20 protein-coding genes are annotated in these 23,573 nt (G+C 64.6%); 9 read left to right on the top strand and 11 right to left on the bottom strand.

What is annotated here, in order from left to right; translation table 11 throughout:
• Window positions 1-95: 95 nt before the first annotated feature.
• Window positions 96-959, bottom strand: a complete 864-nt coding sequence (gene tsf, locus RTH46_RS08225; RefSeq protein ID WP_316905405.1) for a translation elongation factor Ts — start codon at window positions 957-959, stop codon at window positions 96-98.
• 188 nt (window positions 960-1,147) lie between these two features.
• Complete coding sequence (rpsB, locus tag RTH46_RS08220) at window positions 1,148-1,885, bottom strand: 30S ribosomal protein S2 (protein ID WP_110992423.1); 738 nt, start codon at window positions 1,883-1,885, stop codon at window positions 1,148-1,150.
• 348 nt (window positions 1,886-2,233) lie between these two features.
• Here rpsB and map point away from each other — a divergent pair, with 348 nt between their 5' ends.
• From map to RTH46_RS08200, 4 genes are all read left to right on the top strand, one after another.
• Window positions 2,234-3,016: a type I methionyl aminopeptidase gene (gene map, locus RTH46_RS08215; RefSeq protein WP_110992424.1), complete on the top strand. Its 783-nt coding sequence runs from the start codon at window positions 2,234-2,236 to the stop codon at window positions 3,014-3,016.
• 25 nt (window positions 3,017-3,041) lie between these two features.
• Window positions 3,042-5,744, top strand: coding sequence for a [protein-PII] uridylyltransferase (locus RTH46_RS08210; RefSeq protein ID WP_316905404.1), 2,703 nt, complete (start codon window positions 3,042-3,044; stop codon window positions 5,742-5,744).
• Between the two features lie 21 nt (window positions 5,745-5,765).
• Window positions 5,766-6,962: a succinyldiaminopimelate transaminase gene (gene dapC, locus RTH46_RS08205; protein WP_316905403.1), complete on the top strand. Its 1,197-nt coding sequence runs from the start codon at window positions 5,766-5,768 to the stop codon at window positions 6,960-6,962.
• Between the two features lie 142 nt (window positions 6,963-7,104).
• Window positions 7,105-7,335 carry a hypothetical protein gene (locus tag RTH46_RS08200; RefSeq protein ID WP_316905402.1) on the top strand — a complete coding sequence of 77 codons (231 nt, stop codon included), beginning with the start codon at window positions 7,105-7,107 and terminating at the stop codon, window positions 7,333-7,335.
• A gap of 54 nt (window positions 7,336-7,389) precedes the next feature.
• Here RTH46_RS08200 and RTH46_RS08195 read toward each other — a convergent pair whose 3' ends face one another.
• Window positions 7,390-9,036, bottom strand: coding sequence for a Na+/H+ antiporter (locus RTH46_RS08195; RefSeq protein WP_153787561.1), 1,647 nt, complete (start codon window positions 9,034-9,036; stop codon window positions 7,390-7,392).
• A gap of 283 nt (window positions 9,037-9,319) precedes the next feature.
• Here RTH46_RS08195 and RTH46_RS08190 point away from each other — a divergent pair, with 283 nt between their 5' ends.
• The 4 genes from RTH46_RS08190 to RTH46_RS08175 all read left to right on the top strand — a co-directional run bounded on the left by RTH46_RS08190 (window position 9,320) and on the right by RTH46_RS08175 (window position 12,424).
• A complete protein-coding gene (locus tag RTH46_RS08190) occupies window positions 9,320-9,667 on the top strand; it encodes an ArsC family reductase (protein WP_153787560.1) in 348 nt (115 codons plus the stop codon).
• 31 nt (window positions 9,668-9,698) lie between these two features.
• Complete coding sequence (gene dapD, locus RTH46_RS08185) at window positions 9,699-10,733, top strand: 2,3,4,5-tetrahydropyridine-2,6-dicarboxylate N-succinyltransferase (protein ID WP_316905401.1); 1,035 nt, start codon at window positions 9,699-9,701, stop codon at window positions 10,731-10,733.
• 78 nt (window positions 10,734-10,811) lie between these two features.
• Window positions 10,812-12,017: a cysteine desulfurase gene (locus RTH46_RS08180; protein WP_316905400.1), complete on the top strand. Its 1,206-nt coding sequence runs from the start codon at window positions 10,812-10,814 to the stop codon at window positions 12,015-12,017.
• The gene (locus RTH46_RS08175; RefSeq protein WP_316905399.1) at window positions 12,014-12,424 is read left to right on the top strand and encodes a SufE family protein; all 411 of its coding nucleotides are present in this window, start codon (window positions 12,014-12,016) and stop codon (window positions 12,422-12,424) included. Before RTH46_RS08180 ends, RTH46_RS08175 begins: the two co-directional genes overlap by 4 nt.
• 110 nt (window positions 12,425-12,534) lie before the next feature.
• Here the strand turns inward: RTH46_RS08175 and tcdA are convergent, their stop codons facing one another.
• Window positions 12,535-13,344: a tRNA cyclic N6-threonylcarbamoyladenosine(37) synthase TcdA gene (gene tcdA, locus RTH46_RS08170; protein WP_316905398.1), complete on the bottom strand. Its 810-nt coding sequence runs from the start codon at window positions 13,342-13,344 to the stop codon at window positions 12,535-12,537.
• 254 nt (window positions 13,345-13,598) lie between these two features.
• On the opposite strand from tcdA, the gene RTH46_RS08165 reads away from it, so the two are divergent.
• Window positions 13,599-16,196, top strand: a complete 2,598-nt coding sequence (locus tag RTH46_RS08165) for a glycosyltransferase (protein ID WP_316905397.1) — start codon at window positions 13,599-13,601, stop codon at window positions 16,194-16,196.
• Between the two features lie 37 nt (window positions 16,197-16,233).
• Here the strand turns inward: RTH46_RS08165 and RTH46_RS08160 are convergent, their stop codons facing one another.
• From RTH46_RS08160 to RTH46_RS08130, 7 genes are all read right to left on the bottom strand, one after another.
• Window positions 16,234-16,878: a DUF1120 domain-containing protein gene (locus RTH46_RS08160; protein ID WP_316905396.1), complete on the bottom strand. Its 645-nt coding sequence runs from the start codon at window positions 16,876-16,878 to the stop codon at window positions 16,234-16,236.
• 32 nt (window positions 16,879-16,910) lie between these two features.
• A complete protein-coding gene (locus RTH46_RS08155) occupies window positions 16,911-18,044 on the bottom strand; it encodes a DUF1120 domain-containing protein (protein WP_316905395.1) in 1,134 nt (377 codons plus the stop codon).
• Between the two features lie 11 nt (window positions 18,045-18,055).
• The gene (locus RTH46_RS08150; protein WP_316905394.1) at window positions 18,056-20,449 is read right to left on the bottom strand and encodes a fimbria/pilus outer membrane usher protein; all 2,394 of its coding nucleotides are present in this window, start codon (window positions 20,447-20,449) and stop codon (window positions 18,056-18,058) included.
• 1 nt (window position 20,450) lies between these two features.
• A complete protein-coding gene (locus RTH46_RS08145; RefSeq protein ID WP_316905393.1) occupies window positions 20,451-21,179 on the bottom strand; it encodes a fimbria/pilus chaperone family protein in 729 nt (242 codons plus the stop codon).
• Between the two features lie 126 nt (window positions 21,180-21,305).
• A complete protein-coding gene (locus RTH46_RS08140) occupies window positions 21,306-21,956 on the bottom strand; it encodes a DUF1120 domain-containing protein (protein WP_316905392.1) in 651 nt (216 codons plus the stop codon).
• 71 nt (window positions 21,957-22,027) lie between these two features.
• Window positions 22,028-22,681, bottom strand: a complete 654-nt coding sequence (locus RTH46_RS08135) for a DUF1120 domain-containing protein (protein ID WP_316905391.1) — start codon at window positions 22,679-22,681, stop codon at window positions 22,028-22,030.
• A 127-nt stretch (window positions 22,682-22,808) separates the two neighbouring features.
• The gene (locus RTH46_RS08130; protein ID WP_316905390.1) at window positions 22,809-23,510 is read right to left on the bottom strand and encodes a DUF1120 domain-containing protein; all 702 of its coding nucleotides are present in this window, start codon (window positions 23,508-23,510) and stop codon (window positions 22,809-22,811) included.
• Between the last annotated feature and the right edge of the window lie 63 nt (window positions 23,511-23,573).

Below are 23,573 nucleotides of genomic sequence, written 5' to 3'. Positions count from 1 at the left end.
GTCAGCGAGCAGCGGTTGGGTAAACCGCTGCCGCTTTGACAAAGAGGCTGCGCGCGTGAGCGGGCAGCCTCTTTGGGGCGACAGACGAGTCTGTCTTACTGCTTGGCAGCAGCCAGCTGAGCAGCAACTTCTTCAGCGAAGTTGTCGACTGGCTTCTCGATGCCTTCGCCTACTTTGAAGTAGGTGAAGGAAACGATTTCAGCACCGGCTTTCTTGGCCAGCTCGCCGACCTTGATTTCCGGGTTCATGACGAAGGCTTGCTCGACCAGCGAAGCTTCGGCCAGGAACTTCGAGATACGGCCCTTGACCATGTTCTCGACGATGTTTTCTGGCTTGCCGGCGATCTTGTCAGCGTTCAGCTGCATGAAGACGCCCTTCTCGCGCTCGATGGCTTCGGCCGAAACTTCCGACGGCAGCAGGAACTCTGGGTTCGAAGCTGCAACGTGCATGGCGATGTTCTTGGCCAGCTCGACGTCGCCGCCTTTCAGGACAACGACAGCACCGATCTTGTTGCCGTGCAGGTAGGCACCGACAACGTCACCCTCAACGCGCACCAGGCGACGGATGTTGACGTTCTCGCCGCACTTGGCAACCAGGGCTTCGCGAGCGGCTTCGCGGGAAGCGATCAGCGGAGCGGCTTCGGTCAGCTTCTGGGCGAAGGCTTCTTCAACGCTTTCAGCGACGAAGTTCTTGAAGTCGTCTTGCAGGGCCAGGAAGTCGGTCTGCGAGTTCACTTCCAGCAGAACGGCGGCTTTACCGTCGGTCTTGACGGCGATAGCGCCTTCAGCGGCAACGTTGCCGGCTTTCTTGGCGGCCTTGATGGCGCCCGAAGCACGCATGTCGTCGATGGCTTTTTCGATGTCGCCGCCGGCCTTTTCCAGGGCCTTCTTGCAATCCATCATGCCTTCGCCGGTACGCTCGCGCAGTTCTTTGACCAGCGCTGCAGTAATTGCTGCCATTTCAAAATCCTCTTGGAAAGTTTTTCAACCATTCCACCCGTTCTTCACGGGCGTTAAATTCTGCAAATCCGCTGCCTTTATGTATCAGCGCGCCCATGATGCGGGGGCGTTGCTGACAGCAGGATTTCAAGGTGGCAAAAAGGGGGCCTAGCCCCCTTTTTGCGTGCCAAGTAGACGCTAAGCGTCAATTACTCAGCAGCAGGTGCAGCCGCTTCTTCAACGTAGACTTCGGTGCCGCCAGCAACGTTGTTGCGGCCGCGGATGACGGCGTCAGCCATCGAAGTCATGTACAGCTCGATGGCGCGGATGGCGTCGTCGTTACCTGGAATGACGTAGTCAACGCCTTCTGGGCTGCTGTTGGTATCGACAACGCCGATAACCGGGATGCCCAGCTTGTTGGCTTCGGTGATCGCGATGCGCTCGTGATCAACGTCGATAACGAACAGTGCGTCAGGCAGACCGCCCATGTCCTTGATACCACCCAGGCTGCGGTCCAGTTTTTCCAGATCGCGCGAACGCATCAGGGCTTCTTTCTTGGTCAGCTTGGCGAAGGTGCCATCTTCGGCCTGGACTTCCAGGTCGCGCAGACGCTTGATCGAAGCACGGATGGTTTTGTAGTTGGTCAGCATGCCGCCCAACCAGCGGTGGTCAACGTATGGCGAACCGCAACGAGCAGCTTGCTCGGCGACGATCTTGCCGGCGGAACGCTTGGTGCCGACGAACATGATCTTGTTCTTGCCCTGGGCCAGGCGCTCGACGAACGACAGAGCGTCGTTGAACATCGGCAGGGTTTTTTCCAGGTTGATGATGTGGATCTTGTTACGCGCGCCGAAAATGTACTTGCCCATTTTCGGGTTCCAGTAACGGGTCTGGTGGCCGAAGTGCACACCGGCCTTCAGCATATCGCGCATGTTGACTTGGGACATGATAGTTCCTTGATAAGTCGGGTTGGGCCTCCACGCATCCCAATGACCAACCCGCGAATTCGTGGATTCGGGGCACCCAGGTCATCGTGTCGACACGTGTGTGGGTTTGAGCTTACGGAGGTCATCCCCCGAAAGCGGCGCATTTTATACCACAGAGTACGAACGAACGGAACCCGCATGATGCTTCGTCCGTCAGCGGCTTTTGCAGCAGCCCCGCTTTGGGGCCAGAATGCCTTCAATAGACCGCCGGAACTACCGGTTTATCCCGACAGATCGCCGCCGCGCTCTGTTAGAATCCGGCCTTTCCCGTTTGTTTGCGCCGTACGCGGTGCCGTAGAGAGCCTGTTCATGACCGTTACCATCAAGACTGCAGAAGACATCGAAAAGATGCGCATTGCCGGCCGCCTGGCCGCCGAAGTGCTGGAAATGATCGAAGCGCACGTCAAGCCCGGTGTCACCACCGAAGAGCTCGACCGCCTGTGCCACGACTACATCGTCAACGTCCAGCAGGCGATCCCGGCGCCGCTCAACTACAAAGGCTTCCCCAAGTCGATCTGCACCTCGATCAACCATGTGGTGTGCCACGGCATCCCCAACGAGAAGCCGCTCAAGGACGGTGACACCATCAACATCGATGTCACCGTGATCAAGGACGGCTACCACGGCGACACCAGCCGCATGTTCCACGTCGGCACCGTCGCGCCCTGGGCCGAGCGCCTGTCGCAGGTCACCCAGGAGTGCCTGTACAAGGCCATCGAGCTGGTCAAGCCGGGCTGCCGCCTGGGCGATATCGGCGAAGTGATCCAGAAACACGCCGAGAAGAACGGTTTCTCGGTGGTTCGTGAGTTCTGCGGCCACGGCATCGGCAAGGTGTTCCACGAAGAGCCGCAGATCCTGCACTACGGCCGCGCCGGCACCGGCATGGAACTCAAGGAAGGCATGACCTTCACCATCGAGCCGATGATCAACCAGGGCAAGGCCGACACCAAGGTACTGGGCGACGGCTGGACCGCCATCACCAAGGACCGCAAGCTCTCCGCCCAGTGGGAACACACCCTGGTGGTGACCGCCACCGGCTACGAGGTGTTCACCCTGCGCAAGGACGACACCCTGCCGCGCACCTCGGCCTGATCTTCATACACAGGAACGCGACTCGATGCCCCAGGTGGATCCCGAGCTGTTCGACCGTGGCCAGTTCCAGGCGGAACTGGCCCTCAAGGCAAGCCCCATCGCCGCTTTCAAGAAAGCCATTCGCATGGCCGGCGAGGTGCTCGACAAGCGTTTCCGTGAAGGCCGCGAGATCCGTCGGCTGATCGAGGACCGCGCCTGGTTCGTCGACAACATCCTGCAGCAGGCCTGGCACCAGTTCACCTGGGGCCAGGCGCACGGCATCGCCCTGGTAGCGGTCGGCGGCTACGGGCGTGGCGAGTTGCACCCCTGGTCGGACATCGACCTGCTGATCCTGCTCGACGCCGCCGAGCACGAGCAGTACCGCGACGCCATCGAACGCTTCCTCACCCTGCTGTGGGACATCGGCCTGGAAGTCGGCCAGAGCGTGCGCACCGTGGACGAGTGCGCCGAACAGGCCCGGGCCGACCTCACGGTCATCACCAACCTGATGGAAAGCCGCACCATTGCCGGCCCCGAGTCGCTGCGCCAGCGCATGCTGGAAGTCACCAGCACCGCGCACATGTGGCCGAGCAAGGAGTTCTTCCTGGCCAAGCGCGCCGAACTCAAGGCCCGCCACCACAAGTACAACGACACCGAGTACAACCTCGAGCCCAATGTCAAAGGTGGGCCCGGCGGCCTGCGCGACATCCAGACCGTACTGTGGGTGGCTCGCCGCCAGTACGGCACCCTGAACTTGCACGCGCTGGCCGGCGAAGGCTTCCTGCTGGAGAGCGAGAACGAGTTGCTGGCCTCGTCGCAGGCCTTCCTCTGGCGCGTGCGCTACGCCCTGCACATGCTCGCCGGGCGCGCCGAAGATCGCCTGCTGTTCGACCACCAGCGCAGCATCGCCGCGCTGCTGGGCTACAGCGACGAAAACCCCAAGCGCGCCATCGAGCAGTTCATGCAGCAGTACTACCGGGTGGTGATGAGCATCAGCCAGTTGTGCGACCTGATCATCCAGCACTTCGAGGAAGTGATCCTCGCCGATGACGACAGTGGCAGCACCACACCGCTCAATGCCCGCTTCCGCCTGCACGACGGCTATATAGAAGCGGTAAGCCCCAACGTGTTCCGCCGCACACCGTTCGCCATGCTCGAGATCTTCGTGCTGATGGCCCAGCACCCCGAAATCAAGGGGGTACGCGCCGACACCGTGCGCCTGCTGCGCGAACACCGCCACCTGATCGACGACAAGTTCCGCCACGACATTCGCAACACCAGCCTGTTCATCGAGCTGTTCAAGTGCGAGATCGGTATCCACCGCAACCTGCGACGGATGAACCGCTACGGCATTCTTGGCCGCTACCTGCCGGAGTTCGGCCTGATCGTCGGGCAGATGCAGCACGACCTGTTCCACATCTATACGGTCGATGCCCACACACTCAACCTGATCAAGCACCTGCGCAAACTGCAGTACACCCCGGTATCGGAAAAATTCCCGCTGGCCAGCAAGCTCATGGGCCGCCTGCCCAAACCCGAGCTGATCTACCTGGCCGGGCTGTACCATGACATCGGCAAGGGCCGCCAGGGCGACCACTCCGAGCTGGGCGCCGTCGATGCGCAGGCGTTCTGCGAGCGCCACCAGCTGCCGGCCTGGGATAGCCGCCTGATCGTCTGGCTGGTGCTGAACCACCTGGTGATGTCCACCACCGCCCAGCGCAAGGACCTCTCCGACCCACAGGTGATCAACGATTTCGCCCTGCATGTCGGCGACGAGACACGCCTGGACTACCTCTACGTGCTGACCGTGGCCGACATCAACGCCACCAACCCCAGCCTGTGGAACTCCTGGCGCGCCAGCCTGCTGCGCCAGCTCTACACCGAGACCAAGCGTGCGCTGCGCCGTGGCCTGGAAAACCCGCTGGACCGCGAAGAGCAGATTCGCCAGACGCAAACCGCGGCACTGGACATCCTGGTGCGCGAAGGCACCGACCCGGACGACGTCGAGCAGCTCTGGTCGCAGCTGGGCGATGACTATTTCCTCAAGCACAACGCCGCCGACGTGGCCTGGCACTCCGACGCGATCCTCCAGCAGCCGGCCGATGGCGGTCCGCTGGTGCTGATCAAGGAGACCACCCAGCGCGAGTTCGAGGGCGGCACGCAGATCTTCATCTACGCTCCCGACCAGCACGACTTCTTCGCCGTGACCGTCGCCGCGATGTCGCAACTCAACCTGAACATCCATGACGCGCGCATCATCACCTCGAGCAGCCAGTTCACCCTCGACACCTACATCGTGCTCGACAACGACGGCGGTTCGATCGGCGACAACCCGCAGCGGGTCAAACAGATCCGCGACGGCCTGACCGAAGCCCTGCGCAACCCCGAGGACTACCCGACCATCATCCAGCGCCGGGTGCCGCGCCAGCTCAAGCATTTCGACTTCCCACCCCAGGTGACCATCCTCAACGACGCCCAGCGCCCGGTGACCATCCTCGAGATCACCGCCCCCGACCGCCCCGGCCTGCTGGCGCGGATCGGGCGGATCTTCCTGGAGTTCGACCTGTCGCTGCAGAACGCCAAGATCGCCACCCTGGGCGAACGCGTGGAAGACGTGTTCTTCATCACCGATGCCGACAACCAGCCGCTGTCCGACCCGCAGCTGTGCAGCCGCCTGCAGGAAGCCATCGTCCAGCAGCTGCAGGCCGGCCAGGCCAGCGACGCCAGCCCTACCCGCATGACCTTTTGACGATTACGAGACCTTGCGCCGATGAACCATGCCTTGACCCAGCTTCAGCCCTACCCGTTCGAGAAACTGCGCGCCCTGCTGGGCACCGTACAACCGGCAGCGGACAAACGCGCCATCGCCCTGTCGATCGGTGAGCCGAAGCATGCATCGCCGGCATTCGTCGCCCAGGCCATGGCCGACAACCTCGACAAGCTGGCGGTGTACCCGAGCACAATCGGCCTGCCGGCCCTGCGCCAGGCCATCGGCCAGTGGTGTGAGCAGCGTTTCGGCGTGCCGACCGGCTGGCTCGATGCCGAGCGCCATATCCTGCCGGTCAACGGCACCCGCGAGGCGCTGTTCGCCTTCACCCAGGCCGTGGTCAACCGCGCCGATGACGGCCTGGTAGTCAGCCCCAACCCGTTCTACCAGATCTACGAAGGCGCGGCGCTGCTGGCCGGCGCCACCCCGCATTACCTGCCGTGCCTGGAAAGCAACGGCTTCAACCCCGACTTCGACGCCGTGCCGGCCGAAGTGTGGAAGCGCTGCCAGATCCTGTTCCTGTGCTCGCCGGGCAACCCCACCGGCGCGCTGGTGCCGATGGACACCCTGAAGAAGCTGATCGCCCTGGCCGACGAGCACGATTTCGTGATCGCCGCCGACGAGTGCTACAGCGAGCTGTATTTCGACGAAGACGCACCGCCTCCGGGCCTGCTGAGCGCCTGCGCCGAGCTTGGCCGCAGTGACTTCAAGCGCTGCGTGGTGTTCCACAGCCTGTCCAAGCGCTCCAACCTGCCTGGCCTGCGCTCGGGGTTCGTCGCCGGCGACGCCAGCATCATCAAGCCGTTCCTGCTGTACCGCACCTACCACGGCTGCGCCATGCCGGTGCAAACCCAGCTGGCCAGCGTCGCCGCCTGGCAGGACGAGGCCCATGTGCGCGAGAACCGCGACCTTTACCGCGCCAAGTACGATGCGGTGCTCGACATCCTGCAACCGGTAATGGACGTTCAGCGCCCGGACGGCAGTTTCTACCTGTGGGCCAAGGTACCGGGCAACGACGACGCCGCCTTCACCCGCGACCTGTTCGAGGCCGAACACGTGACCGTGGTGCCGGGCTCGTACCTGTCCCGTGAAGTGGATGGCGTCAACCCAGGCGCTGGCCGTGTGCGCATGGCATTGGTCGCGCCGTTGGCCGAGTGCATCGAGGCCGCCGAGCGTATTCGTGCCTTCCTGACCCGCTGACCCACCCAGAAACCAGTACCGACCAGCAGGGCAATTCGACGAAATCGAATTGCCCTACCGGCCAGGGTGAAAACGCCAATATCGGCCTCGGCCAGACCGGCACTAGAGTCACGCCTCCTCTACCGCAGACGAGGTAATACCCATGCCCCTGATCAGTAACGATATATGTCAGGATGCCAAGACCTGGCTCCTCGAAATGGATGACAACGGCGACGGCAAGGTTTCGCTCGAAGAATTCAGGAAGCGCTTCGAGGACTACCACACCAGCGAGGACATGGATCGAATCCTGGCCCTGATGGATGTGAACGACAACGGCTTCATCGAGACGGGCGAAACCCTGCTACGCCTCGATCGCTCTGCCGCCTGCGAGTAAGCAAGGCAACGCCCGTGCTCCTGGTGGGCACGGGCTCTCCCCGGTTTCGGCGCCCTACCTGACCTGCCCCAGGTTCGCCTCACTCATGTCCAGCTCGCCCAGTACCTGGCGAACCACTTCGTCGCCCACCAGATGCTGGCGATGCAGGTTGTACAGTTCCAAGCGCTGCGCCCGCAGCGCCCTCTGCCGCAAACGGCGCTCCAGCAAGTCCATCTGTTCGGCCAGCGCCCGGGCCTCGGCGCTGTCGTTGTAACTGTCGAGCTCATCGCGGTACTCAGCCATCAACCGCGCCTTGAGCTCGGCCGCCAAGGTGGCCTGGGCGGCATCCTGCGGTGCATTGGCGTCGGTCACCTCTTCTGCCTCCAAGGCATGGATCGCAGCCTCCGCCGTGCGTCGCCAGGCTTCCTGAACTTCCTGGCGCAGACGCTCATCCGGGCTGCGGGTAACGCCGCGCAGCAGGATCGGCAAGGCGATCACGGCACTGACCAGCGACAACAGGATCACCCCAGCGGCAATAAAGATCAGCAGGTCACGCTCAGGAAAGGCCTGGCCAGCCCCGATCAGCAACGGGATCGACATCACGCCGGCCAGGGTCACCGCCCCGCGTACCCCACCCAGGGTCAACAGCCAGCACGACCGCGCAGTCGGCATCAGCACCAGCGCCGGCTTGCCGCGCCAGCGCCGCACCACGCCGATGGCACGCCAGATGCTCTGCACCCAGACGAAGCGCAGCAACACCAGCGCGGCGAAAATCGCCAGCACGTCCAGACAACGCCAGGCCAACGCCGGCCAGACGGCCGGCTCGTGACTGACCACCGCCTTGATGATGTCCGGCAACTGCAGGCCCAGCAGCAGGAAGATCAGGCCATTGAAGGCGAATTCGAGCAACGACCAGACACTGCGGTTGAGCAGTCGCGTACTGGTCTGGCGTGGTAGCAGGTCAAGCCAGCTCTGCATCATGCCGGCGGCCACCGCCGAAAGAATGCCCGACACCCCAAGGCGCTCGGCCAGCACGTAGGCAGCGAACGGCAACAGCAACATGAACACCACGTGGGTGGCCGGGTCGTCCCAGCCGCGGGTGATCATCCACATGCGCAGGCGTCCCACCAGCCAGCTCAGGACCACCCCCACCGCCAGGCCGCCCAGGGCGACAACAACGAAGGTGAGGCTGGCTTCGGTCAGGGAGAACACCCCGGTGATGGCCGCGACCAGGGCGAACTTGAAGGTCACCAGGCCCGAGGCGTCGTTCATCAGCGCTTCGCCCTGGAGCATGTGCATCAGCGGGGTAGGCAAGCGGTCCTGGGCGATGGCCGAGACCGCCACGGCATCGGTGGGCGACAACACCGCCGCCAGGGCGAAGGCGACGGCCAACGGGATACTCGGCAGCAACCAGTGGATGAAGTAACCGGCGCCGACCACGGTGAACAACACCAGCCCCACCGCCAGCGCCACCACAGGCCCGCGGATGCGCCACAGTTCGCGCTTGGGCATGCGCCAGCCATCGGCGAACAGCAGCGGCGGCAAGAACAGGAACAGGAACAGTTCCGGGTCCAGCGCCACATGCAGGCCCAGGGTCGGCCAGGCCAGCAAGGCGCCTGCGCCGATCTGCACCAACGGCAACGGCAGCGGCACCACGCGCCCCACCAGTTTCGACAGGCTCACCAGCATCAGCAGGATTAGGACGGTATAGGCTGACTGCATCGGCAAGCTTCCTGTGTAATCGAAACAACGACAGCGGGGGCGAAACATCGCCTTTGAAACAATATGTTAGCGGCGACCGGCTAGGCTGGACCGCTCCACGATAGTCGCAACCAGACCCAGAATATGTAACACAATGCTACCCGCACGCGAATGACACACCTCAAGCCGTACCTTCTGGCCCGCAGCCGTGGCGCCAGCACCCTTGATATCGCATAATCGCCCCCACCCAGTCTTCAAGGAGCATCGGGGACGCCCGGCCAGGCCCGGCAGCCCCAGGCATTCAATGGCTTACACTCTCTACGGCATCAAAGCCTGCGACACCATGAAAAAGGCGCGTACCTGGCTCGAAGACAAGGCCATCGCCTACCAATTCCACGATTACAAAACCCAAGGCATCGACCGTGACAGCCTGAACCGCTGGTGCGACGAACACGGCTGGGAAGTCATCCTCAACCGTGCCGGCACCACCTTCCGCAAGCTGGACGACGCCAGCAAGGCAGACCTCGACCAGGCCAAGGCCGTCGAGCTGATGCTGGCCCAGCCGTCGATGATCAAACGCCCGGTGCTGGACCTTGGCGCGCGTACCCTGGTCGGCTTCAAGCCCGACCTGTACGCCGCTGCCCTGGCCTGAGCCCCTACCCTATTTCGCACGAGGTAATCACATGTCCAATACCCTGTTCAGCCTGGCCTTCGGTGTCGGCACCCAGAACCGCCAGGGCGCCTGGCTGGAAGTCTTCTACGCGCAGCCTTTGCTCAACCCATCCGCCGAGCTGGTCGCCGCCATCGCGCCGATCCTTGGCTATGAAGGTGGCAACCAGGCCATCGCCTTCAGCAACGCCCAGGCCGCGCAGCTGGCCGAAGCCGTGAAAGGCGTCGATGCCGCCCAGGCCGCCCTGCTGACCCGCCTGGCCGAGAGCCACAAGCCGCTGGTCGCCACCGTGCTGGCCGAAGACGGTGCCCTGGCGTCCACCCCAGAGGCCTACCTCAAGCTGCACCTGCTGTCGCACCGCCTGGTCAAGCCACACGGCGTTTCGCTGGCCGGCATCTTCCCGCTGCTGCCGAACGTGGCCTGGACCAACCAGGGCGCGGTCGACCTGGCCGAACTGGCCGAACTGCAACTGGAAGCGCGCCTGAAGGGCGAACTGCTGGAAGTGTTCTCGGTGGACAAGTTCCCGAAGATGACCGACTACGTCGTGCCGGCCGGTGTGCGCATCGCCGATGCCGCCCGCGTACGCCTGGGCGCCTACATCGGCGAAGCCACCACCATCATGCACGAAGGCTTCGTCAACTTTAACGCCGGCACCGAAGGCCCGGGCATGATCGAAGGCCGCGTCTCCGCTGGCGTCTTCGTCGGCAAGGGCTCGGACCTCGGCGGCGGCTGCTCGACCATGGGCACCCTGTCCGGTGGCGGCAACATCGTCATCAAGGTCGGCGAAGGCTGCCTGATCGGCGCCAACGCCGGTATCGGCATCCCGCTGGGCGATCGCAACACCGTGGAAGCCGGCCTGTACATCACCGCCGGTACCAAGGTGAACCTGCTGGACGAAAACAACCAGCTGGTCAAGGTGGTCAAGGCCCGTGACCTGGCCGGCCAGACCGACCTGCTGTTCCGCCGCAACTCGCTCAACGGCGCGGTGGAGTGCAAGACCCACAAGTCGGCCATCGAGCTGAACGAGGCGCTGCACGCCCACAACTGAGAACCTGCGGGTTCGAAGTGATAAGATCGGGGCTGGCCGCAAGGCCCGCCCCGATTTTTCATTCCAGGCCCCGCGAACATGTTCCAGCCCTCCCCCTGGCGTGCCGACTTCCCCGCCATCGCCGCCCTGCAACGCCAGCACCAGACCTACCTGGACAGCGCCGCCACCACGCAGAAACCGCAGGCCCTGCTCGACGCCCTGAGCCACTATTACGGCCATGGCGCGGCCAACGTGCACCGTGCCCAGCACCTGCCGGGCGCCCTCGCCACCCAAGCCTTCGAAGCCAGCCGTGACAAAGCCTGCGCCTGGCTCAATGGCGCCGACTCGCGGCAGATCGTCTTCACCCATGGCGCCACTTCAGCGCTTAACCTGCTGGCCTATGGCCTGGAACACCGCTTCGAGGCCGGCGACGAAATCGCCGTCAGCGCCCTGGAACACCACGCCAATCTGTTGCCATGGCAGCAGCTGGCGCAACGGCGTCAACTGCGCCTGGTGGTGTTGCCGGTGAATGAACAGGGCCATGTCGATCTGGACCAGGCCCTGCAGTTGATCGGCCCACGGACTCGCCTGCTCGCCATCAGCCAGCTGTCCAACGTGCTCGGCACCTGGCAACCCCTGGCTCCCCTGCTGGCGCACGCCCAGGCCCAAGGCGCGCTGACCGTGGTCGACGGCGCCCAGGGCGTGGTGCATGGCCGGCACGATATGCAGCAACTGGGCTGCGACTTCTACGTGTTCTCCAGCCACAAGCTGTACGGCCCCGACGGTGTCGGCGTGCTGTATGGCCGCCAGCAGGCCCTGGCGCTGCTGCGCCACTGGCAGTTCGGTGGCGAAATGGTGCAAATGGCCGAGTACCAGAGCGCCAGTTTCCGTCCCGCGCCGCTGGGCTTCGAGGCCGGCACACCACCAATCGCCAGCGTGATCGCCTTGGGGGCGACCCTGGATTACCTGGCCAGCCTCGATGGCGAGGCCGTTGCCCGTCATGAGGCCAGCCTGCACCAGCAACTGCTGCGGGGCCTGGGGGATCGCGAAGGCATTCGCCTGCTGGGTTCACCACAGGCAGCGCTGGCCAGCTTCATCATCGAAGGTGTGCACAACGCCGATATCGCCCACCTGCTGACCGAACAGGGCATTGCCGTACGCGCCGGGCATCATTGCGCCATGCCGCTGCTCAAGGGCATGGGACTGGAGGGCGCGATCCGCGTATCGCTGGGGCTGTACAGCGACAGCGATGACCTGCAGCGCTTCTTCGACGCGCTCGACCAAGGCCTGGAGCTGCTGCGATGAGCCTGTCGCCAGAAGCCAGCCAGGCGCTGGAGAGTTTCCAGCAGGCACGCGGCTGGGAGCAACGGGCACGGCTGCTGATGCAGTGGGGGGATCGGCTGCAAGCGCTGGACGACAGTGAGAAAACCGAGGCCAACCGGGTGCATGGGTGCGAGAGCCTGGTGTGGCTGGTGGCCGCGCAGATGGACGGTCAGTGGCGGTTCAAGGCCAGCAGCGATGCGCGGTTGTTGCGCGGGTTGCTGGCGCTGTTGCTGGTCAGGGTGCAGGGGCTGGCCAGTGATGAATTGGCCAAGGTGGATCTGGGCGACTGGTTCAGCCAACTGGGACTGGAGCGCCAGCTGTCGCCATCGCGCAGCAATGGGCTGCATGCGGTGTTGCAGCGTATGGCTGAGCTCGCCTCCAACCGGTGAATCGGTGGCGCCTTCTTCGCGGGTAAACCCGCTCCCACAGGTCTTGCGTCGGCTTTGCGGTTCACGCGCACCTGTGGGAGCGGGTTTACCCGCGAAGAAGCAAACGCCGTCTATTCAGCCTTGACCCGCTCCGACGGCCGCCGCGCGCCGGCAACCAGCTTCTCCACCGCCTTGCTCGCCGCCACCATGCCGAACGTCGCGGTCACCATCATCACCGCGCCAAAACCGCCCGAACAATCCAGCCGCACGCCCTCACCGACGAAGCTCTTCTGCAGGCACACGCTGCCATCGCCCTTGGGGTAGCGCAGCTGCTCGCTGGAAAACACGCAAGGCACCTGGTAATTGCGGCTGGTATTGCGCGAGAAGTTGTAATCCCGGCGCAGGGTCGAGCGCACCCGCGAGGCCAGCGGATCGTTGAAGGTCTTGTTCAGGTCGCCAACCTGGATGCGCGTCGGATCGATCTGCCCACCCGCGCCGCCGGTGGTGATGATGGCGATCTTGCGCCGCTTGCACCAAGCGATCAGTGCGGCCTTGGCCATCACGCTGTCGATGCAGTCGATCACGCAATCCATCTGTTCGGTGATGTACTCGGCCATGGTCTCGCGGGTGACGAAGTCGGCCACCGCATGCACCGTGCAGGCCGGGTTGATCGCCCGCAGGCGTTCGGCCATCACCTCGACCTTGGGACGCCCCACCTGGCCGTCCAGCGCATGGGCCTGGCGGTTGGTGTTGCTGACACAGACATCGTCGAGGTCGAACAGGCTGATTTCACCCACGCCGCTGCGTGCCAGGGCCTCGGTCGCCCACGAGCCCACCCCGCCGATGCCGACGATGGCAACATGGGCCTGGCGCAGGCGTTGCAGCCCGTCATCGCCGTACAGCCGGGCGACACCGGCAAAGCGTGGATCTTCTGTGCTCATGTTCGTACCCCAGGCCAATACCTCAAAAATCGGCGCGCAGTATAAGCCAAGCGCCTGGATTAAGGGCTGCCGTTGGCAAGTGTCCTGCCAAGCCTGCTTTAATGTCCTATCAGACAAAAAGATCTGCACGACAATCAGGCGGCTACAGAACTTCATCCTCTGTCGAAAATCCAACGGACTGCCTTCTTCGGCAAGCGTAGGACCGACGCACCGAAGACAGCGCCCCGCCCTCAGTTTCGGAACCTCGAACCCTTATGTCATCACGCAAATTCGGCCTCAACCTGGTGGTGGTCCTGGCCATCGCCGCGCTGTTCACCGGGTTCTGGGCGCTCATCAACCGCCCGGTGTCCGCCCCTGCCTGGCCGGAGCAGATCTCCGGTTTTTCCTATTCGCCGTTCCGCCTCGGTGAAAGCCCGCAAAAGGGCCAGTACCCGAGCGAGGACGAGATTCGCCAGGACCTGGAACAGCTGAACAAGCTGACCGACAACATCCGCATCTATACCGTCGAAGGCACCCAGGCCGAGGTGCCGCGCCTGGCCGAGGAACTGGGCCTGCGGGTTACCCTGGGCATCTGGATCAGCAAGGACCTGGAGCGCAACGAGCGTGAGATCGAAAAAGCCATCGGCCTGGCCAACACCTCGCGCAGCGTCGTGCGGGTGGTGGTGGGCAACGAAGCGCTGTTCCGCGAAGAAGTCACCCCCGAGGAACTGATCGCCTACCTCGACCGCGTGCGCAAGGCGGTGAAAGTGCCGGTGACCACCAGTGAGCAGTGGCACATCTGGAAGGAACATCCCGAGCTTGCCAAGCATGTCGACCTGATCGCCGCGCACATCCTGCCGTACTGGGAGTTCGTGCCGATGCAGGACTCGGTGCAGTTCGTCCTCGACCGCGCCCGCGAGCTGCGCAAGCAGTTCCCGCGCAAGCCGCTGCTGCTCTCGGAGGTCGGCTGGCCGAGCAATGGCCGCATGCGCGGCGGCGCCGACGCCACCCAGGCCGACCAGGCCATCTACCTGCGCACCCTGGTCAATACCCTCAACCGCCGCGGCTACAACTACTTCGTCATCGAAGCCTACGACCAGCCGTGGAAAGCCAGCGACGAAGGCTCGGTGGGTGCGTACTGGGGCGTGTTCAACGCCGAGCGCCAGCAGAAGTTCAACTTCGAAGGCCCGATCGTCGCCATCCCGCAGTGGCGCGCCCTGGCCGTGGCCTCGGTGGTGCTGGCGATGATCGCGCTCATGGTGCTGTTCATCGATGGCTCGGCGCTGCGCCAGCGTGGGCGCACCTTCCTCACCTTCATCACCTTCCTGTGCGGGTCGGTGCTGGTGTGGATCGCCTACGACTACAGCCAGCAGTACAGCACCTTGTTCAGCCTGACCGTGGGCATACTGCTGGCGCTTGGTGCGTTGGGTGTATTCATCGTCCTGCTCACCGAGGCCCACGAACTGGCCGAGGCGGTGTGGATACACAAAAGGCGGCGGGAATTCCTGCCGGTGCACGCCGACAGCGCCTATCGCCCGAAGGTGTCGGTGCATGTGCCGTGCTACAACGAGCCGCCCGAGATGGTCAAGCAGACCCTCGACGCCCTCGCCGCGCTGGACTACCCCGACTACGAAGTGCTGGTGATCGACAACAACACCAAGGACCCGGCCGTGTGGGAGCCGCTCAAGGCCCACTGTGAAAAGCTGGGCGAGCGCTTCAAGTTCTTCCATGTCGCGCCCCTGGCCGGCTTCAAGGGCGGCGCGCTCAACTACCTGATCCCGCACACCGCCAAGGACGCCGAAGTGATCGCGGTGATCGACTCGGACTACTGCGTCGACCGCAACTGGCTCAAGCACATGGTGCCGCACTTCGCCGATCCGAAAATCGCCGTGGTGCAGTCGCCCCAGGACTACCGCGACCAGCACGAAAGCGCCTTCAAGAAGCTGTGCTACAGCGAGTACAAGGGCTTCTTCCACATCGGCATGGTCACCCGCAACGACCGTGACGCGATCATCCAGCACGGCACCATGACCATGACCCGGCGTTCGGTGCTCGAAGAGCTGGGCTGGGCCGAATGGTGCATCTGCGAGGATGCCGAGCTGGGCCTACGGGTGTTCGAGAAAGGCCTGTCGGCCGCCTACGCCCACAACAGCTACGGCAAGGGCCTGATGCCCGACACCTTCATCGACTTCAAGAAGCAGCGCTTCCGCTGGGCGTACGGCGCCATCCAGATCATCAAGCACCATGCCGGCGCCCTGCTGCGCGGCAAGGACAGCGAGCTGACCCGCGGCCAGCGCTATCACTTCCTGGCCGGCTGGCTGCCGTGGATCGCCGATGGCATGAACATCTTCTTCACCGTCGGTGCACTGCTGTGGTCGGCGGCGATGATCATCGTGCCGCACCGGGTCGACCCGCCACTGATGATGTTCGCCATCCCGCCGCTGGCGCTGTTCTTCTTCAAGGTCGGCAAGATCGTGTTCCTGTACCGGCGCGCGGTGGGGGTGGACCTGAAGGACGCCTTCGCCGCCGCGCTGGCGGGGCTTGCGCTGTCGCACACCATCGCCAAGGCGGTGCTGTACGGCTTCTTCACCAGCAGCATGCCGTTCTTCCGCACGCCGAAGAACGCCGACAGCCATGGCCTGCTGGTGGCAATTTCCGAAGCGCGGGAAGAGCTGTTCATCATGTTGCTGCTGTGGGGCGCCGCTGCCGGGATCTATCTGGTACAGGGCCTGCCGAGCTCGGACATGCGCTTCTGGGTGGCCATGCTGCTGGTGCAGTCGCTGCCGTACCTGGCGGCGCTGATCATGGCTTTCCTGTCGTCGCTGCCCAAACCTGCGCACGCCAGCGAACCGGCAACCGCAGGCCAGGCCTGAACCTGCGGCGTCGAGCCCCGCGAGGGACTCTGCGCCGCTACAGGTACACCACCTCCATCGTCCCTTCGCCATCGAAGGCGATGTCATCGCTGGTATCCAGCGTATCGGTCGGTGCCACCACCACCTGGACCATCAAGGTGGCGGTGAGGTCACGGACAGGCACAGGGCCGGCGACACTGCCCAGGGTATCGCTGAAGCCCAGCAGCATGTCGTTGGCACCGATCCGGTCGACCTGCAGGTCGGCCGCGTGCCAGCCCTGCCCGGCGCTGGTCGAATCGGTGATGTAGACCTGGGTGAGCGCATCGGCCTGGATGCGCCTCGGGTCGAACTGCACCTCGTACAGACCAATACGGTTGCCGCGCCGGTCCAGCCCCAGGCCGTAGTAGATGCCACTGTTCACCAGCGCGGTGCCATCACGGTTGTCCTTCATGCGCAGGGCGAAACGGGTGGCCGCGTCGCAGCTGATGCTCAGGCCGATGGGCCTGGGCTTGAGCTGCGTGCGCTGGGTCTGGCTCAGGTCCTGCACCGAGATGCGGCCGAAGTCCACCACCCCGCCGCCGGTCAGGGCGGGCGTGCACGAGGCCGGCGTGACGCTGCCCCGCACATTCAGCTCCACGGTCGATTGCGCCTGGGCGCAGGGTGCCGCTATCACGGCCAGTAGCGTTGCCGCAGCGATTTTCATGAGAAGTCACTCCTTGGTTTCACATCGGATCACTAGAGGTAGATGATTTCGAGGGTGGCCGCGCCGTCGATCGGCGCTTCCTCGTCGAGGGTCAATGCCCCGGCGGGTGCCAGGAACAGGTCGATATTGAGCAGGCCGCTCAGGTGGCTGATCGCCGATGGATCGCGGTCGCTGCCTGCCGCCTTGGCAAACCCCAGCAGGCGTCGGTCCGGGGCCAGATAAGCCGGCCCCGAGGGCGCCTGCCATGCCCGGGCATTGGCCTGGGCCTGCAGCACCGAGAGCGACGTACCATCGCCCTGGGCGCCGGGTTCGATGGACACCGCATAGCCGCCCAGCGCCTGGCCCGCGCGGGTATTACCGACGCCGAACAACAGCGCCCCATTCACCAGGCCCGGGAAGGCTCTTACGCTGGCTGGACGATTGTCCCGGGCACTGATGGCGAAGCGCGTCGGCGCATCGCAACGCACATTCAACGAAACGGCGCGGTGCCAACTGCGCCCTGCGTCCTGGCCCAGTTGCCGGGCGGGAATGCGCCCGAAACCCACCAGCCCGCCATTGCCCAGTTGGGGCGTACAGGCCACCGGGGCGAATGCCGCCTGCAGCTCCAGAGGTCGGCTGGCGCCTGCTGCCTCGATAACGCCACCACCCTGCCAGAGCAGCGCATCGCCCTTGCCCAGTACGGCGGCATCGGCCCGGCCTTGAACCTCAAGGCGCGCGCTGAACAGACGCCCCTGGGCCAACCGGCCGTCGCGAAGGGGGGCCAAATGAGTCTGCGGCAACCAGTCCAGCACCGGCCCGCTGGCGACCGGTGCTTGCCCTGGGGCTTTGAGCCGGCCCAACTCGACTGGCAGGCCATCGAGCTGGGCTTGTTCCAGGCGCAGGCTATAGCTGCCCTGGTCGCCCAGGCCGAAACGCGTGCCATCGAGCATGGGGGCGCGGAAGAACAGCGTCAGGTCCTGCGGTCGTGGGCAGCTCACCGTCAGCCCCAGGTTGCGCGTGCCCAGCATCAGCTGCTGCGCTTGCGCCTTCAAGGTGGTGCGATTGAACCGGCCGAAGTCCACCACAGGCTGGCTGACGGACACCTGGCAGTCCTCGGCGTGGCTGTAGGACGGCAGCAGGCACAGGCCACCGAAGAGCAGCGCGATGCCGCGAAAAAGAGAGTGCATGGCAGGCTCCGTCACAGGGTCCGGCACGAGGCCGTGGTGGATTCGAAGTAAGCGTCAAGGTCGCTGGCGTCGGGCAAGCTGTAGTGCAGCTCGCACGCGGGCCGGTCGGCCGGTTTCACCCAGAGTCGCCGTTGGTCCTGCAGGTTGTGGACGAACACCAGCCCGCCCTCCTGCACCAGGGTGACGAACTGGCCTTGCTCGTCGGTGACCATCGCCCCTCCCGGAAGCGGCTGCCCGGCATCGTCGCTGGCCTGGAGCAACGCGCGGCGGGTGCTGTTCACCTGGAAATCGACCTTGGCCACGGCGCCGCGCCCGGCCTGGACCAGCTCCACGCCGTTGACCAGGTCGACGTTGCGCGGCAACGAGCGTGGCTGCACTTCCACCGTGCTGCTGCCATAGGGCGCCAGTTGCGCCACCAGCGCCTGACCGTCGTCGTCGGTCCACACCGGGCCTGCCGGCGTCGTCAGCTTCACCCCCGGCAACTCGCCCACCGAGACCAGGGCGAAGGTGTCCTGCACCGCGTACGGGGCGAAGGTGATGCCCTCGGCATGGGCGGCGATCCCACCGCGCATGCCCAGCCCAAGGCTGCGGTTGCCCCTGCCATAGCCGGCATAGTTGAGGTCGAGCTGGGTGTAGCGAGGCAGCGCGGACATGCCGGCGCTGAGATCGACCAAGCGGTCGCGGCTGTCGCGCTCGGCACCGAGGCGGTAACTGAAGGTGTCGCTTACACGTTCCTGCATCGACAGGCCCAGGCGGTGATCGCCGCCACTTTCGCGCAGCGAGGCGCGCAGGCGCCGTTCGCGCCCCAACGGCATGCTCAAGCTGAGGTAGGCGGCATTGCCCAGGTTGCTGCTGCCACCGAGGTTCCATTCGGCGCTGGCCGACAGCGAGACCTCACCGAAACGCCGGCTCCATGAGGCATAGGCACGGCTCGACTCGCCCCCGTCATGCAACGCGGCGCGGGAGAACCCGCCGCTGAGGCTGCCCACCCAGGGCTGGACCCAGGACAAGCCGATGCTGTACTGGCGTTTCGCACGGCCACGGGCCCCGGCCTCGTCGTCCACGGAAAAACTGTCCAGCAAGTCTCGGTAGCCCTGGGTCTGTTGCGTGTAGGCGCCGTTGACGGCCCATTGCTCGGTCAATTGCTGGGACAGCGACAGCTGGCTCTGCAGGCCTTGGGTGTCCAGGTCACTGGCCTTGGCCGCCTGAATCATCCACTGGATCTGCGAGCCCAGCCATGGCTGCACGCCCACCCCGAGGCCCGCGGCCTGATAACCGCTGGCCATCAGCGCGCCGCTGCTCAAAGTGGTCGAGCGGTCCAGGGCCTGGGTCCAGCCCGCGCTGAGTACCCAAGGGTCGGCGGCCACGTCGGCATTCTCGCGCACGCGGCCCGCACCCAGGGTGAATCCCGGCGCGGGGATGTCCAGGGCCACCAAGGCTGCCGGCACGGTGAAACTACGCTGTGCGCCATCGGCCTCGATCACCGTGACCTCCAGGTCGGTCAGGCGATCCAGGTGCGGCAGGTCGGCCAATGCGAACGGCCCGGCCGGCACCACGGTGGAATAGATCAGCGCGCCGGCCTGGCGTACCTCTACCCGTGCCTGGGTTTGCGCGATCCCTTCGATGGCGCTGCGGCTCACGGGGCCGTCGAGTGCCTGTTCGGTGCTCAACTGCATGCCATCGACCCGCGCGCCGGCCAGCACCGGGTTGACCAGGTTGATTTGCCCGGCCTGGAACACCGTGCCCAATTCGGCAAAGGTGCGCTGGGCATAGGCATCGAGGAATTCACTGCGGCGCACGCCGTCCATCGCGGTATGGATCTGGTGGCTGCGCACGATCCAGTCGCCGGCGTTGAAGCCCAGCTCGGTGCTGGCCGACCAGTAGTCGCTGTTGCTGCCCTCGAACCGGTTGCGCAGGCCCGAGAGTTCGTAATTGAGCACCCCCGCGAGCCCGCCGGTGTGGTAGGCGGACAGGTCCTGAGTGGTCTCGACCGGGCGCAGCGCCTGGGTCGGCACCACCAGACCGACACGTGCCGACTCGGGCTCCAGAATGATCTGAGTCTGACCGTAGCGGCCAAGGAAATCCTGGCAATGGCCGTCATCCGTGCCTGCCTCCTCAGGCGCCAACAAGCGGGCGGCGTCGAGTAGGTGCCGGTCGAAACACAGTTGCCCAGCGGCATCGAAACGTACCTCGACCCGCCCACGGGACTGGTCGTTGACACTCAGGCTCACCCGATGCGTACCTGGCGTGAAGCGCGCCGATTGGCTCAGGTAGTCGACCAGGCCCGGGTCGATGCCACGCAGGCGCAACAGCTCGGCATCGAAGCTCATCGGTGCCTCGGCCATCGCTTCGGCGGCGCCGAGCGCCAGCAGGCCGACACAGCGGCCAGCAGATCGCCAACGCATCTCAGGCACCACCCGCCACTACCGCGGCCTCATGGGCATCCACGGCAAAGCCGTAGACCGTCGCCGGGAACAGCCTGACCTTTTCCGGCGTGCCTTGCAGGCCACCATCGACGGCGATCTCCAAGGTATCGCCGGGCAACACATAACTGCGTGCCAACCGCGCGGCCTGGCCACTGGGCAGCAGCTTCAGCTCCTGGGCCAGGCGCACCACGTAGGGCGAGTCGTTGCGCACGCTCAGCTTGCCTTCTGCCATCTGCCAGCGCAGTGCGGTCCAGGGCGTGCGGTTGGGTGCCAGGCCCTTGGGGTGGATGATCACCGGCAGGTTCTGGCGCAGGCTCACGCCGACCTTCGCCAAGCCTTGCGCCTTGGTATCGGCGGAGTGCGGGATGCCTTCGAAGATCACCCGCTTGAGCCGTTGGGTGGTCAGTGGCTTGTCGCCGCGCAGGATGAAGCGCACCAGTTGCTCCTTGCCAGCCTCCACCCGCCATACCGGCTGCGACAGGAACAACAGCGGCTCGGTGTCCTCGGGCAAGTCCTGCAGGGTGACATGCAGCAAGGCGGCGGCGCCGTCGCTGTTGCGTACCTTGATCGAGGCTTCGCCGTCTTCTTCCTTGACGATGACCACGGAGGTTTCCGGGATCATGCCGTCGGCCCAGGAGGGCAGCGGCAAGGCCAGGGCCAGCAGGCTGGCCAGCAAGGGGCGAGACAGGCAACGTGGGATGTAGGGCATGGCAAACTCCAGGCATGACCCGGCCGCCCGCGGCAACCGGGTGAAAGTTCAGTTGGGGAAAAAGGGCTCTCTCCCTCCGTCTTGCGCGGCTCGGGGAATGCGAGGGCCGTCAGGCCGAAGCGGGCCTCAGAGGTACGACACTTCCAGTGTCGAGGCGCCATCGATGGGCACCTCGTCGGTCAAGGTCAACGACTGGCCGGGCGCCAGGTGCATGTCCACCTCGATCAAAGCCTCGAGGGTACGAATCGCCGACGGCTGCACACCTCCCGCCGGGGCGAAGCCGATCAGCCCCGCGCCACCCTCGTTGGGCAATGGACTGTCGGCGGTGGACACCAATTGCCAGCTGACGCCGTTGTCAGTGCTGCGCAGGCGGGCGACCTGGGTGTTGCCGTCAAGAGTCAGCCCTTCAGCCTTGAACAGCACGAAGTAGGTGCCCACTTTCTGCACACCGTGCAGCCCCAGGCCGAAGTGCCGGTCATGCACGGGCCATTCAGCCGAGCCCGCACGCCCGTCGACACCACGCAAGGCGAAGCGGGTGGGTGCCGAGCAGGTGATCGACAGCCGTTGCCGGGTGGACACGAACTGCGTGCGGTGCACCGGATGCAGCTCGATCGAGCCGATCTTGCCGTATTCGAAACTGCCATCGCCGCTGAGCGTGGGTACGCAGGCGGCCGGGGTGATCGAGCCGGTGACACTGACTTCGGTCGTCGATCGTGCCGACGACAGCGACGCCGAGGCAGTGCACATCACCAGCAGTAACAGGCGTGACGGTTTCATTGGGGCGCTCTCCCTGAGCGGTACCAGGTGTTGCAACGAGGGGACGGGAACCACGTCCCGCCCCCCGCTGATTACAGGTAGGTCACCTCGATGCTGGCGGCACCGTCGATGCTGATGTCATTGGTCAAGGTGAGATCGGTGGCCTTGACGATGTTCATCGTCACCTGCAGATCCGCCGAGAGGGTGCTGATCGCGCTTGGCTCGCTTGCGCCTTGCAGGGCGAAACCGTGGAGCACTGGCGCGCCTACACCTCGACTGGCCAGGTTGACGACACCATTGGCCACCGGCATCCAGGCACCACCATTTACCGAACGCATGCGTGTGACGTCAGTATCGCCGTCGGCATTGAGGCCGGTCGGCTGGATGCCCATGCTGAAACCGCCGATCTTCTCGGTGCCGTTGAGCCCCAGGCCAAAGTACATGGAGTTCGCCAGGTGGGCGGTTCCTGCCCGGTTGTCGATACCGTCGAGGGCGAATCGCGTGGGTGCGCTGCAAGCGATGGTCAAGCGCTGCATGCCAGACTCGAACTTGGTGATCGCATCCTGGTTCAGATCCTGCGCCGAGATCTTGCCGAAGTCGAAATCACCTGCGCCGCTAAGCGACGGCGTACAGGCGGCGGGGGTGATCATGCCAGTCACGCTGACATCGGTGGAGGAAGCTGCTACGGCAGAGGCACTGCCGGCCAGGGTCGCGCACAGGGCAAGGAACGGGATATAGGTTTTCATCATCGAACTCATCCAACTGTTGAAGTGGTAACAGAAATGCAGCGGTACAAAGCCTCGGTTGAGGTATCCCATGGGCACAAACGGGCGTGCTGAACGACGTATAGCCATCACTCGCGCCCGCGCCCGATCACAGGTAGGTCACCTCGATGCTGGACGAACCATCGATGGCGATGTCATTGGTCAAGGTCAGGTCGCGGGCCTTGGTGATTTCCATGAAGACCTGCAGATCAGCCGAGAGCGTGCTGATCGCGCTAGGCTCGCTGTCACCTTGCGTCGCGAAGCCCAGCAGGGAGGCGGCGGCGTTTCGATGGGTCAGGTAGCTGATGGCGCCGGCCACCGGCGCCCAGGCACCGCCATTGCTGGAGCTCAGGCGAGTCACGTTGGTGTTGCCGTCAGCGTTGATGCCATCACCTTGCACCCCCATCCAGTAGCCACCGATCTTTTCAGTCCCGTTCAAACCGAGGCCGAACATCGATGCGCTGACCGAGTGCGCGGTTCCCGCCCGGTTGTCGATGGCATCGACGGCGAAGCGCGTGGGGGAACTGCACGCAACGGTAAGGCGCTGCATGGGGGATTCGAACGAGGTGTTTCTGTCCTGGTTCAGATCCTGCGCCGAGATCTTGCCGAAATCGAAGCTGCCCGCCCCGCTCAGGGAGGGGGTACAGGCGGCGGGGGTGATCATGCCGGTGACAGATACATCGGTGGACGAAGCCGCCAGAGCAGGGGCGCTGGCAACCAAGCTCGCGCACAAGGTAAGCAGGGGGACGAGATTTTTCATTTTGTAACCCAATCGAGCCAGTAATGTGGTGGAGTGAAACGCAGGGGCCATGTTAGGGAGCCGGCCTTGGGCCACATCACTGGCTATTTCCTAGGGAGGCACGGAAACTTCCTA

It is taken from the genome of Pseudomonas sp. zfem004 (genome assembly GCF_032621715.1).
Classification (GTDB): domain Bacteria; phylum Pseudomonadota; class Gammaproteobacteria; order Pseudomonadales; family Pseudomonadaceae; genus Aquipseudomonas; species Aquipseudomonas sichuanensis.
The sequence above is the reverse complement of the archived record's forward strand: the minus strand, read 5'-3'. Positions and strand labels throughout refer to the sequence as shown.